Genomic DNA, 12,274 nt, shown 5'->3' with positions numbered 1-12,274 from the left:
GCATCGGGCCGGTCCATTACGGCCCATCCTCGCGCGTTGCGCGGCGTTGGGGCGTTCAAGTCAGCTTAGCGACGGCGCATCATGGCGATAGACGACCTGCTCGACGAACACGAACAAAGCGAACGCGTACTGGCGTGGTTGCGCGCCAACGGCGCCGGCCTGATCGGTGGCATCGCCCTCGGTCTGGCCGCGATCGGCGGCTGGAAGTGGTGGGGCAACCACCAGCTCGAAGAACACGGCAAGGCCGCGGCGCAGTTCCAGGCCGCCGCCGACGCGGTCGAAGCCAAGGACAAGACCGCCGCGGCCAAGGTCAAGGCGCTGCCGGCCGGGACCTACCAGACCCTGGCCCAGCTCGACCTGGCCAAGTCGCAGGTCGATAGCGACCAGCGCGACGCCGCGATCGCGACCCTGCGCAGCATCAAGACCGAAGACGCGGCGATCGCCGAGATCGTCAACCAGCGTCTGGCGCGTCTGCTGATCGACGCCAAGCAGCCGGCCGAAGCGGTCAAGCTGCTCGGCAAATCGACCTCGCCGATGGCGATCGAGGTGCGCGGCGACGCGCAGTTCGCGCTCGGCAAGAGCGATCTGGCCCGCAACGACTACAGCGCCGCGCTCGGCAAGCTCGACGAGGCTTCGCAGCGTCGCCGTCTGCTCGAACTCAAGCTCATTGAAGCCGGCGGCACGCCGGCCAAGCCCGAGGCCAAATCTTGAAGATGAAGCAAGCTCAGAAGACCGGTCGCAACCTGCGTCCGGCCGTTCGCGTCGCCGCGGTGGTGCTGTGCGCGTTCGCGCTGGCCGGCTGCTCCACGGTCAAGGGTTGGTTCGGCGGCAAGAAGAAGGACGACGGCAAGCCCAACGAGCCGGCCGAACTCAGCGATTTCACCGCCAGCGTCAAGGTCGACAAGATCTGGTCGACCAACGCCGGCAAGGGCGAGGACCGCATCGGCGTGCGCCAGGGCCCGGTCGTGGCCGATGGCCGCGTCTACGCCGCGGCGATCAAGGGCGGCGTGCACGCCTACGATCTGCAGACCGGCAAGCAGGTCTGGGAATACATCCCCAAGCGCAAGGACAAGGACAAGAAGGACAAGGACATCAGCCTGTCCGGCGGCCCCGGCGCGGGCGATGGCCTGGTCGTGATCGGCGGCCTGGACGGCGAAGTGATCGCGCTCGACGCCGCCACCGGCGCCGAGAAGTGGACCGCCAAGGTCACCAACGAAGTCATCGCCGCGCCGGCGATCGGCCTGGGCATGGTGTTCGTGCGCTCCAACGACGGCCGGGTAACCGCGTTCGACGCCGCCAGCGGCGAGCGTCGCTGGTTCTGGACCCATGAAGTGCCGATGCTGTCGTTGCGCGGCAACGGTTCGCCGACGCTCGGCCCGGGCTTCGTGTTCGTCGGCAACGACGACGGCACGATCAGCGCGCTGGCCGCCAGCGACGGCCGTCCGACCTGGGACCAGCCGGTCGCGCAGCCTGAAGGCCGCAGCGAACTCGACCGCATGGCCGACGTCGACGGCACCCCGGTGCTGGACGGCACCGTGCTGTACGCGAGCAGCTTCAAGAAGCAGACCGTCGCCATCGATGCGCCGAGCGGCCGTCCGATCTGGGTCAGCGAACACGGCGGCGCGGGCCGCGTCGGCGTGGCCAGCGATCGCCTGATCGTCAGCGACCCGACCGGCACCGTCTACGGTCTGGACCGTTCGAGCGGCAGCGCGCTGTGGTCGCAGCCCTCGCTGGCGCGCCGCAACCTGACCGGCGCGGCCGTGCAGGGCGATTACGCGGTGGTCGGCGATTTCGACGGCTACATCCACTGGATGAAGCTCGACACCGGCGAGTTCGCCGCGCGCGAGCGCGTCGGCGGCAAGTCGCTGCGGGCCGCTCCGGTGGTCGCCGACGGCGTGCTGATCGTGCAGAACGTCAAGGGCGAACTGACGGCGTTCAAGCTGCAGTGAGGCCGGGATTCGAGATTTGGGATTCGGGATTGGCAAGAGCCCAGGGCTAGTCGCCTGCGATATTGGCTAGTGGACCCGCCTGAGGAATCACGCGGCCCGGATCGGCTGAGCCGACCCGGGCCGTTCGATATTGAGGGCTTCATTGCCCGCTGTGGGCCGTAAAGCCGTGGGTTTTAGTTTCACCGATTGTCCTGGCTGCGGCGAATAAGAGCTTGTACAAGCCACGCAGCCGCTAACCCCGAGTTTTAAGCCGCGAAGCCCCGTGCCTGGGCTGTTTTACCGACGCCTTGCCGGCCGCTCTGGCACTATGTACGCCACATCGATTCAACAACCCTGGTCGCAGCCAGTGGGCGCAACGCCCCTCCACGCTGCGCGGTTGCGAATCCCGAATCTCCAATCCCGAATCCTGGCTCCTCAAACATGCTTCCCCTAGTCGCCCTCGTTGGCCGTCCCAACGTCGGAAAATCCACACTGTTCAACGCGCTCACGCGTACCCGCGACGCGCTCGTCCATGACGAGCCCGGCGTCACCCGCGATCGCCACTACGGCGTGTGCCGGCCCGAAGGCCAGCGCCCATTCGCGATCGTGGACACCGGCGGCATGGCCGGCGTGGACGAAGGTCTGGCCGGCGCGACCGCGCGCCAGGCCCGTTCCGCCGCCGAGGAGGCCGATCTGGTCCTGTTCGTGGTCGACGGCCGCGAAGGCGCGTCCGCGCTCGACGACGAAATCCTCGCCTGGCTGCGCAAGACCGCGCGGCCGACCCTGCTGGTGGTCAACAAGACCGACGGCCTCGACGCGCGTCAGGCGATCAACGATTTCGCCCGTTACGGCATCCGCGACGCGATCGCGGTGTCGTCGGCGCATCGCCAGGGCATCGACGAACTGCTGGCGGAGGTCTACGGCCGTCTGCCCGAAGAGGGCACGACCACCGAGCTCGACAACGATCCCAAGCGCATGCGCGTGGCCTTCATCGGCCGCCCGAACGTGGGCAAGTCGACCCTGGTCAATCGCCTGCTCGGCGAAGAACGCATGATCGCCTCCGAAGTGCCGGGCACCACCCGCGATTCGGTCGCGATCGACATGGAGCGCGACGGCCGTCTGTACCGCCTGGTCGATACCGCCGGCGTGCGGCGCAAGGCGCGGGTCGAGGAAGCGGTCGAGAAGTTCTCGATCATCAAGACCCTGCAGGCGATCGAAAACTGCCAGGTCGCGGTGGTCATGCTCGACGCCGGCGAAGGGGTGACCGATCAGGACGCCAGCGTGCTCGGCTACGCGCTCGACTCCGGCCGCGCCCTGGTGGTGGCGGTCAACAAGTGGGACGGGCAGACCGAATACCAGCGCCAGCAGACCGAAAACCTGCTCAAGCGCAAGCTCGCCTTCGTCGAATGGGCCGAACCGGTGCGGATCAGCGCCAAGCACGGCTCCGGCCTGCGCGAGCTGTTCTCCGCGATCCATCGCGCGCACGCCTCGGCGACCACCGAGATCGGCACCAGCGAAGTCACCAAGGCGATGGAAGTCGCCTACGAAACCAACCCGCCGCCGGTGGTGCGCGGGCACGTGGCCAAGCTGCGCTTCGCCCATCCGGCCGGCTTGAACCCGCCGACCTTCGTCGTCCACGGCACCCGCCTGCGTACGCTCAGCGACAGCTATAAGCGCTATCTGGAAAACTTCTTCCGTAAGCGCTTCAAGCTGGTCGGCACGCCGGTGCGCTTCATCTTCAAGGACAGCAGCAACCCGTACGAAGGCAAGAAGAACGTGCTGACCGAGCGGCAGGTGGCGAAGAAGAAGCGTCTGATCCGGCATGTGAAGCGCGGCAAGTAAGGCGCGTCGCGCCCATGTCGGTCGAGCGCGCACGTCCGATGAAGCTGCTGGGCCTGTGCGGCAGCCTGCGCGCGCAGTCCTTCAGCGCCGGTTTGTTGCGCGCGGCTCGCGCGCTGGCGCCGGCTGAGGTCGCGTTCGAACGCGAGAGCGAATTGCCGCTGTTCAACCCCGATCTGGAATCGCGGCCCCCGCAGGCCGTGGCGGCGCTGTGGCAGGCCGTCACCGACGCCGAGGCGATCATCGTCGTCAGCCCGGAATACGCCCACGGCGTCACCGGCACGATCAAGAACGCACTCGACTGGCTGGTCGGGCATCCGCCGTTCGGGGGCAAACCCGTGGCGGCGTTCAATCCCGCGTTCCAGTCGCATCACGCCGACGACGCGCTCAAGGAAATTCTTTGCACCATGTCGGCCGATTTGATCGACGCCGCGTGCGTGCGCATTCCCGTGATCGGTTCGGGCGTGACCGTGTCCGAGATCGCGAACACGCCACGGTTCGCGTCCGCGTTGGAGGCGGCATGGGGCGAGATCGTCGCGCACGTCCGACAGGCGCGGCAGCGGCAGGCCGAACTCGCTGCAAGCGCGCCGTAGCGTCGGCGGCGCACGACGACACCGGCACGACGACACCGCGTTTGCGGCCGTGGAGGCACAATGCGCTCAGGTCCGCCGCCGCGAGTCGCTACCCGCCTCATGTCCGTCCTGCGCAACGATCTCAGCCTGGGCCTGCTCGCCGGCGGCCGCGCTTCGCGCTTGGGCGGACTCGACAAAGCCTGGTTGCAACGCGACGGCGAAGCGCAGGTGCTGCGCTTGGCGCGCGTGTACTCACCGCAGGTCGCGCAGGTGTGGGTCAGCGCCAATCGCGATCACGCGCGTTATGCCGCGCACGGTCTGCAAGCGCTCGCCGATGCCGAGCCCGACCTGGGGCCGCTCGGCGGTCTCGCTGCGCTGGTCGGTGCCTGCGCGACGCCATGGTTGTTCACCTTGCCGGTCGATGCGGTCAACCTCGACGAACACCTGTTGTCGGCACTGATCGCCGCGCAAACCGGGCAGGGTGCGTACGCGATCGACGACGACGGCGTGCAGCCCTTGTTCGCGTTGTGGCCGGTCGCGCCGCTGCGCGCAGCCCTCGCCGTGGCCTTGCGACGCCGCGCGCTGGCCGTGCGCGCGCTGCAGGCCGCACTCGGCATGGCCGCGCTGCGTCTGGATGGCCTACGCTTCGGCAATCTCAATACGCTCGACGATCTGGCCGCGGCCGGGTTTCAGGCCGACTCCCAGGCCGGTCCGGAGCGCTGCGATCCGCCGACGGATCAGCACTGAACCATCCTTGCCGGCGGCGACCGCCTCTCCCTCAATCCACATGTCTTCGATGAGTCCCCAGCCATGAGCGATTTCCCCACCGGCCTGCTGTTCGACGACGCCATGGCGATCGTCGCCGAGGTCGCCGCCGCGCATCGGCTCGCCACCGAGTCCCTGTCGTTGCCGCGTTGCCACGGCCGCGTGCTCGCGCAGGATGTGGACGCGCCGCTGTCGCTGCCGCCGTTCGACAACAGCGCGATGGACGGGTTCGCCCTGCGTCACGCCGATCTCGACGGCGACGACACCGCGCTGGTCCTGGTCGGCGAACAATTCGCCGGTCTCACCGCCGGCTTGAGCCTGGGCGCGGGCCAATGCGTGCGCATCACCACCGGCGCGCCGTTGCCGGCCGGCGCCGACACCGTGGCGATCAAGGAAAACGTGCGCATCGACGGCGATCGCGTATGGGTGCCGGCGACGGCGCTCGGCCAGAACGTGCGCTACGCCGGTGAAGACGTGCGCGAAGGCGAGCGCGTGCTGCGCGCCGGGCAGCTGCTCACGCCCGCGCGGGTGTCGCTGGCGGCCTCGCTGGGGCTGGCCTCGCTGGAAGTGCGGCGCAAACCCACGGTCGCGGTGTTCACCAGCGGCGATGAACTGGTCGAACCGGGCATGCCGCTGGCGCCGGGGCAGATCTACGACAGCAATCGCGATCTGCTGATGGGGCTGCTGCGCGCCGACGGTCTGGAACCGACCGCGTGGCCGCGCTTGCCTGACGATCCCAAGCAGGTCGAGATCGCGTTGCGCGACGCCGCCTGCGCGTTCGATCTGGTGTTCACCTGCGGCGCGGTGTCGGCCGGCGAGAAGGACCACATCCCCGCGGTGCTCGGCGAATTCGGCGCGATCCATTTTTGGAAAGTGAAGATGCGCCCGGGCATGCCGCTGCTGTTCGGCAGCATGGACCAGGCGCGCATGCTGGGTTTGCCGGGCAATCCGGTGTCGGTGATGGCGACCTACCTGAGCTTCGGCCGCGCCCTGATCGACGGGCTGCAAGGCCGCGCCGAACCGCGCCCGGTGTGGCGCGCGCGGCTGGTCGGATCGATCGAGAAAACCCATCCGCGGCGCGAATTCATCCGCGCGCGCCTGCTCAGCGACGACGACGGGGTATTGCGGGTCGATCCCAATCCGGCCACCGGCTCGCACCGGCTGCGCGCGGCGGCCGATTCCGATGCGCTGATGGTGGTGCCGGAGGGGCCGCAGCGGTTGCAGGAGGGGACGGTGATGGAGGTGATGCCGTATGCCTTGGGTTGAAAATTGCTTGCCGGCCCTCACCCCAACCCCTCTCCCGCAGGCGGGAGAGGGGCTTTAGAGAGCTTTAGATAGCTTCGCGTGTCTAAAGCCCTCTCCCGCTCGCGGGAGAGGGTTGGGTGAGGGCAGGCGCAACAGTCCGTCGCATCCCACGCCCGCCGGCCCCACCGCAACCGGCGATAATCCATCCATGAGCATCGAACACCTTTCCCCCGCGCAAGCGCGCGCGCGCCAGCAGGCCGGCGCGATCCTGATCGACGTGCGCGAGCCGCACGAACGCGCCGCCGGCCAGGCCGAGCACGCGCTGGGCATCGTCAAGGACGCGCTGGAAGCCGACCCGCAAGCGCATCTGCCCGACCGCGACGCCGCCATCGTGCTGATCTGCCAATCCGGCGCGCGTTCGCTGCGCGCCGCGCAGGCCTTGCTCGATGCCGGTTACGCCCGGGTCGCCTCGGTCGAAGGCGGCACCGCGCGCTGGATCGCCGACGGCCTGCCGCTGGCGGTGCTGGAGCAGTCCGACGAACAACGCGACTTCTACGACCGCTATTCGCGCCACCTGCGTCTGCCCGAAGTCGGCGAAGCCGGCCAGCGCAAGCTGCAGGCCGCGCGCGTGGCGATGGTCGGCGCGGGCGGGCTGGGTTCGCCGGCCGCGTTCTATCTGGCCGCGGCCGGGATCGGCACCCTGGTGCTGGCCGACGACGACGTGGTCGATCGCAGCAATCTGCAACGGCAGATCCTGCACACCGAGGGCCGGATCGGCGTGTCCAAGGTCGAATCGGCGCGGATCGCGTTGAACGCGCTCAACCCGCGCGTGCGGGTGGAAACCTTCGCCGAGCGGATCAGTTCCGACAACGTCGAGCGCCTGATCGGCGACGCCGACGTGGTGTTCGACGGCGCCGACAATTTCCCGGTGCGCTATCTGCTCAACGACGCCTGCGTGAAACTGGCCAAGCCACTGGTGTACGGCGCGATCCACCGTTTCGAAGGCCAAGTCAGCGTGTTCGATGCCGGCCGCCATCGCGGCCAATGCCCGTGCTACCGCTGCCTGTTTCCGGAACCGCCGCCGCCGGAGGCCGCGCCCAACTGCGCCGAGGCCGGCGTACTCGGCGTGCTGCCGGGCGTGGTCGGGCTGATCCAGGCGACCGAAGTGGTCAAGCTGATCCTCGGCCTGGGCGAATCGCTGGCCGGACGCCTGCTTCACTTCGACGCATTGGCGATGCGCTTCCGCGAAACCCGCCTGCGGCCCGATCCCGATTGCCCGGTGTGCGCGGCCGATCGCGCGTTTCCGGGTTACATCGACTACCAAGCGTTCTGCGCTTCGAGTTAATAGTGAGTGGAGAGGAGTGAGGAGTGAGTAAGAGCATCGTTCGCCGCGCTCCGGCTCTTACTCACTCCTCACTCCTCTGAACTCGTTCCTCTAGCTCCCTCAGTCCGCCGCGATCGCCTCGATCTCCACCATCCAGCCTTCCTCGTACAACTCGGCGATCACCACCGTCAGCGCCGGCGAATGCTCGCCCAGCACTTCATGGCGGATTTCGTAATTGCGCTTGCGCATGCGTCGGTCGGTCAAAAAAGTGGTGACCTTGACCAGGTTGCTGAAATCCATCCCGGCCGCTTCGAGCTGGCGTTCGACGTTGGCCCAGGCGCGGCGGCATTGGCCGTCGAAATCCTTGGGCAGGATGCAGGCATCGCATTGCGGCAACTGGCCGCTGATGAACAACAGGCGCTTGAAACCGGTGATCTGGTGCGCCTGCGAGTAAGACACTTCGGTGGGATGGATCACTTGGCGTTCCATGTCGCACCTCGGGTTGATGGATCAGTGGATGAAATCCCTCAAAGCCTGACCGTACTGCGGGTACTGGCCGATGTTGTGATGATCGGCGCCGTTCAACTGGATCACGTCCAATCCGTGCGGACGCGTTTGCAACGAGTGGATCAGACGCTGGGTGTTGGCCGGCGGGATCACGTCGTCGGCGCTCGCGCGCACGACCAGGATCGGGCCGAAATAACCGCGCAGATGCGCGACGGAGTCGTAGCGGTCGCGGACCAGCCAGCGCGTCGGCAGCCAGTTGTAATGCGCTTGCGCGGTTTCGCTGAGGCTGTCAAACGGCGTCACCAACGCCAGGCGCTCGACCGGGCGCTGGCCGGCGACATAACTGGCGACGCCGCTGCCGAGGCTGCGGCCGATCACCGCGATGGGTTGCTTGGGATGTTCGCGCGCGACCTGATCGAACATCGCCAATGCGTCGGCGAACAGCTTGGCTTCCTCGGGCTGGCCCTCGCTGGCGCCGAAGCCGCGGTAGGACACCAGGTAGATGGTGCGATCGGGGAACCATTGCGCCAGCGACTCGCGCATGTTCTCGATGCGTTCGGCGTTACCGCCGAAATAGATCAGGGCCTTTTCGCGGCCCGCGTTGAGCCGCCAGCCGCGCAGCACCACGTCGCCGCGATCGACCGTGTAATCGGTCATGTCCGAGCCAAGACGGGTGTTCTGCGGGAAATACATCAGCTCGCGCTGCTTGAAGTACAGCCAGCCGCAGATGCTGAGATAACCGGCCGCGGCGACGCCGGCGAGCACGGTGACGGATTGGAGCAGACGGGGGTTGCGAGCCATCGATGCGAGAGCCTTCCTTGCGGGGCGGGGGAGCGCCGACTGCGGTCGCACAAACCGTGTGCCGCAGTGCGTTGTTGCGACGATAACCCGCGACGGTGCTGTCTCGCCAGCGCTGGCGCGATCACACTGTTTGCACGGAAGATGACTAGGCTGGAAACAGGCGGGCTCATTGGGGTCGTGCCGAGAAACCCTGCGGCCGCCCAGCATCGCGGCCGCATCGCCACCCGGAGATCGCCGATGTACCGCTGCGCTTTGTTGGTTTTGCTGAGTCTGTCGGCAACGTTGTGGCCGCTGCGGCCCGCGCTCGCCGCCGACGCCTGTCCCACATTGCGCGACCAGGGCGCGGCCGCGGACGCGGCCACCCGCATCGCGGCGGCGGCCTGCACCGAGAACCTGCTGTGGTTCCGGCCCTTTATCGACACCCAGGGCCGGCTCGCCAGCGCGGTGGTCAGCGAAGCGGAGACCTCGCGCCTGCAGGACGGCGCCACCGAAACCTGGCGTCGCACCGCCAGCTATTGGCGCGACACCGGCCTGCTGCAGCGCATGAGCGGTTTCGCCGGCGCCGAGCAATGCTTCGATCCCTACGGCAGCGGCTATTCGGCGGTGGCCTGCCGCGCCTTCCTGATCGACAACCCGTGGTCGGCGGCGTTCATTTCCTACGTGATGATGAAAGCGTCGGTGCCCGGGTTCCGGCCGTCGGCGAGTCATTACGACTATGTGCGCGACGCGTATCGCAGCGCCGATCAAAGTCCGTTCCAGTTCCTCGATCCGGCCAGCGCGACCGCTTCGCCCGGCGATCTGCTGTGCGCGGTGCGTTCGAGCAATCGGGTCTACGGCTTCCAGGGCCTGAGCGCCGCGCTCGACGCCGCCAACGGTTCGCTCAACATGCATTGCGACGTGGTCGTCGCGGTCAATCCGGGCAACGACGGCAAGGCCTATCTGATCGGCGGCAACGTCCAGCAGGGCGCGACCATGCGGCTGATGGCGGTCAACCGCAACGGCCAGTTCTGGCCGCTGCCGCTGCGCAGCGAAACCCAGGTCGAGTGTTCGCCCGACACCGCTTCGGCCTGCGACATGAGCAAGCTCGACTGGGCGGTGCTGCTCAAGCTCAAGTCCGAATCCGCCTTGGCCCAGCTCGCGCCGCCGACGCCGTTGTTCGCCCCGCAGGCCGCGCCGGCGTCGTTGCAGCCGTCGGGTTGCTGCGTGCAGTGCGTGGTGGGTTCGGGCGTGCCGCGTTGTCCGAATCCGAATACGCCTGGGATTCGGCCGGAGCAGAACTGACGCGCGTCTCTTCGATCGCCCCCTGTAGGAGCGGCGTAAGCCGCGACCGCGACATCGCAACCACGGCGTCGGTTTCGTCGTAGCCGCGATGTCGCGGTCGCGGCTCGCGCCGCTCCTACAAGGAGATACCCACGTCGCTCAGCCGTGTTGTTTCTGCGCCGCCTCGAACGCCGCCAGCTGCTCCGGCGTCGCCTCGCGCTGGAACTGCGCCTTCCATTGCGCGAACGGCATGCCGTGCTCAGCCGTGTTGTTTCTGCGCCGCCTCGAACGCCGCCACCTGCTCCGGCGTCGCCTCGCGCTGGAACTGCGCCTTCCATTGCGCGAACGGCATGCCGTAGATCGCTTCGCGCGCCTCGTCCTTGCTCATATCGATGCCGCGCGCCTGCGCCGCCTCGCGGTACCAGTCGCCCAGGCAGTTGCGGCAGAAGCCGGCCAGGATCATCAGGTCGATGTTCTGCACGTCGCTGCGCTCGTGCATGAGGTGAGCGAGCAGGCGGCGGAACGCGGCGGCCTGGATCGCGATGGTTTCGTGGTCCTGCGGCGCGGAATCGACGGGCGGGGCGGGATGGCTCATGGCGGTGTCTCGTTCGGAGCTGGAGGGACGGGATGGCGGCGCGGCGGCCGCGAGCGACGCCGGCCGGCGCCGATTCGGCGGCGCAGTGACGGAATTCGCGCGAAAGAATGGGGGATAATGCGCGGCCCCGACTCTAGCGCAGCGCCGACGACCCCGCATGACGCCTTCTTCGCACCCGGCCCGCATCCTCGACGGCAAGCGCATCGCCGAGGACCTGCTCGACAACCTCAAGGCCCAGGTCGACGCGCGCGTCGCCGCCGGCCTGTCGCGGCCCGGTCTGGCGGTGGTGCTGGTCGGCAACGATCCGGCCTCCAGCGTGTACGTGCGCAACAAGCGCCGCGCCGCGCAGAAGGTCGGCATCCGCGCGATCGACTACGACCTGCCGGCCGATACCGGCGACGAGCAACTGCTGGCGCTGATCGACCGGCTCAACGCCGACCCCGAGGTCCACGGCATCCTGGTGCAGCTGCCGCTGCCCGACCGCCGCGACGCCACCGCGCTGATCCACCGCATTGACCCGAAGAAGGACGTCGACGGCTTCCATCCCGAGAACGTCGGTCATTTGGTGCTGCGCCAGTTCGGCCTGCGTCCGTGCACGCCGCGCGGCATCACCACCTTGCTGGGCTACACCGACCGGCCGGTGCGCGGGCAGAGCGCGACCGTGGTCGGGGTCAGCAACCACGTCGGCCGGCCGATGGCGCTGGAACTGCTGATCGCCGGCTGCACCGTCACCAGCTGCCACAAATTCACCCCGCCTGAGGTGCTGGAGGCCTCGGTGCGCGGCGCCGACATCCTGGTGGTCGCCGCCGGCCGCCCGAGCCTGATCCCGGGCGAATGGGTCAAGCACGGCGCGGTGGTGATCGACGTGGGCATCAACCGCCTGGACGACGGCCGCCTGGTCGGCGACATCGGTTTCGACGCCGCCGCCCAGCGCGCCAGCTGGATCACCCCGGTCCCGGGTGGGGTGGGGCCGATGACGGTGGCGACGTTGATGCAGAACACGTTGGAGGCGGCGGAGGCGGGGGATCGGGGTTAAGAGGCCTTTGACCCGACCGGTTACAGTCGGTTGTCGCTTTATTGACCGTTACTCCCGCTTTTCTCGCACTGCCGCTTTTGCTCGTCATTCCCGCGAAGGCGGGAATCCAGAGACTTCAGCGTCCTCTACCCAGTCCGTCATTCCCGCGAACGCGGGAGTCCAGCGACTTCAAACCGGAAAGACACTGGATTCCCGCGTTCGCGGGAATGACGAGCAAGAAGAAGTCTGGAAAATACCGGCTGAAGTCTCTGGATTCCCGCCTTCGCGGGAATGACGAGCAAAAAAGCGCGCGGATGAGGCCACGGCCGCTGGCGGCCCGCTCACCCAAAGCCCCGCTAAACCCTCCGCCAAACCCCGCCAGCAGAACGCCCCTTTCCGCCCTTAACCCCAGCGCCGGACCCC

General features: G+C 67.9%; 13 protein-coding genes. 9 read left to right on the top strand and 4 right to left on the bottom strand.

The genetic code is table 11. The features are described from left to right. Positions 1-81 precede the first annotated feature (81 nt). The 7 genes from ASD86_RS05255 to moeB all read left to right on the top strand — a co-directional run bounded on the left by ASD86_RS05255 (position 82) and on the right by moeB (position 7,694). On the top strand, positions 82-711 hold the full coding sequence (locus tag ASD86_RS05255) for a tetratricopeptide repeat protein (protein ID WP_056107833.1): 630 nt from the start codon (positions 82-84) through the stop codon (positions 709-711). A gap of 2 nt (positions 712-713) precedes the next feature. Next, complete coding sequence (bamB, locus tag ASD86_RS05250; RefSeq protein WP_056107830.1) at positions 714-1,949, top strand: outer membrane protein assembly factor BamB; 1,236 nt, start codon at positions 714-716, stop codon at positions 1,947-1,949. Between the two features lie 420 nt (positions 1,950-2,369). Then, on the top strand, positions 2,370-3,770 hold the full coding sequence (gene der, locus ASD86_RS05245; protein ID WP_056107825.1) for a ribosome biogenesis GTPase Der: 1,401 nt from the start codon (positions 2,370-2,372) through the stop codon (positions 3,768-3,770). Positions 3,771-3,784: 14 nt separating this feature from the next. After that, positions 3,785-4,360, top strand: a complete 576-nt coding sequence (locus tag ASD86_RS05240) for an NADPH-dependent FMN reductase (protein ID WP_056107821.1) — start codon at positions 3,785-3,787, stop codon at positions 4,358-4,360. A 99-nt stretch (positions 4,361-4,459) separates the two neighbouring features. Continuing rightward, positions 4,460-5,086, top strand: coding sequence for an NTP transferase domain-containing protein (locus ASD86_RS05235; RefSeq protein ID WP_056107818.1), 627 nt, complete (start codon positions 4,460-4,462; stop codon positions 5,084-5,086). Between the two features lie 63 nt (positions 5,087-5,149). Then, positions 5,150-6,370 (top strand): gephyrin-like molybdotransferase Glp, encoded by a 1,221-nt coding sequence (gene glp / locus ASD86_RS05230; protein ID WP_056107815.1) that lies wholly within the window; start codon positions 5,150-5,152, stop codon positions 6,368-6,370. Between the two features lie 187 nt (positions 6,371-6,557). Continuing rightward, positions 6,558-7,694, top strand: a complete 1,137-nt coding sequence (moeB, locus tag ASD86_RS05225) for a molybdopterin-synthase adenylyltransferase MoeB (RefSeq protein WP_056107812.1) — start codon at positions 6,558-6,560, stop codon at positions 7,692-7,694. A 99-nt stretch (positions 7,695-7,793) separates the two neighbouring features. Here the strand turns inward: moeB and ASD86_RS05220 are convergent, their stop codons facing one another. Together ASD86_RS05220 and ASD86_RS05215 are read right to left on the bottom strand one after the other, a co-directional pair. Beyond that, complete coding sequence (locus ASD86_RS05220) at positions 7,794-8,162, bottom strand: RidA family protein (protein WP_056107809.1); 369 nt, start codon at positions 8,160-8,162, stop codon at positions 7,794-7,796. A gap of 21 nt (positions 8,163-8,183) precedes the next feature. Next, positions 8,184-8,981 carry an alpha/beta fold hydrolase gene (locus ASD86_RS05215; protein WP_235567680.1) on the bottom strand — a complete coding sequence of 266 codons (798 nt, stop codon included), beginning with the start codon at positions 8,979-8,981 and terminating at the stop codon, positions 8,184-8,186. Between the two features lie 237 nt (positions 8,982-9,218). Between ASD86_RS05215 and ASD86_RS05210 the strand changes: the two genes are divergently transcribed. Then, a complete protein-coding gene (locus ASD86_RS05210) occupies positions 9,219-10,262 on the top strand; it encodes a DUF2272 domain-containing protein (protein WP_056107806.1) in 1,044 nt (347 codons plus the stop codon). A 138-nt stretch (positions 10,263-10,400) separates the two neighbouring features. Here the strand turns inward: ASD86_RS05210 and ASD86_RS28170 are convergent, their stop codons facing one another. Continuing rightward, entirely contained in the window at positions 10,401-10,493 is a 93-nt protein-coding gene (locus tag ASD86_RS28170) for a DUF1244 domain-containing protein (RefSeq protein ID WP_082578088.1), read from the bottom strand. Between the two features lie 7 nt (positions 10,494-10,500). Next, on the bottom strand, positions 10,501-10,836 hold the full coding sequence (locus ASD86_RS28165) for a DUF1244 domain-containing protein (RefSeq protein ID WP_056107802.1): 336 nt from the start codon (positions 10,834-10,836) through the stop codon (positions 10,501-10,503). A gap of 157 nt (positions 10,837-10,993) precedes the next feature. Between ASD86_RS28165 and folD the strand changes: the two genes are divergently transcribed. Beyond that, positions 10,994-11,872, top strand: a complete 879-nt coding sequence (folD, locus tag ASD86_RS05200; protein ID WP_056107800.1) for a bifunctional methylenetetrahydrofolate dehydrogenase/methenyltetrahydrofolate cyclohydrolase FolD — start codon at positions 10,994-10,996, stop codon at positions 11,870-11,872. Positions 11,873-12,274 lie beyond the last annotated feature (402 nt).

This window comes from Lysobacter sp. Root690, from assembly GCF_001427785.1.
In the GTDB taxonomy this organism is placed as follows: domain Bacteria; phylum Pseudomonadota; class Gammaproteobacteria; order Xanthomonadales; family Xanthomonadaceae; genus Lysobacter.
Note: the sequence above shows the minus strand (reverse complement) of the source record. Positions and strands in the feature narration are given on the sequence as shown.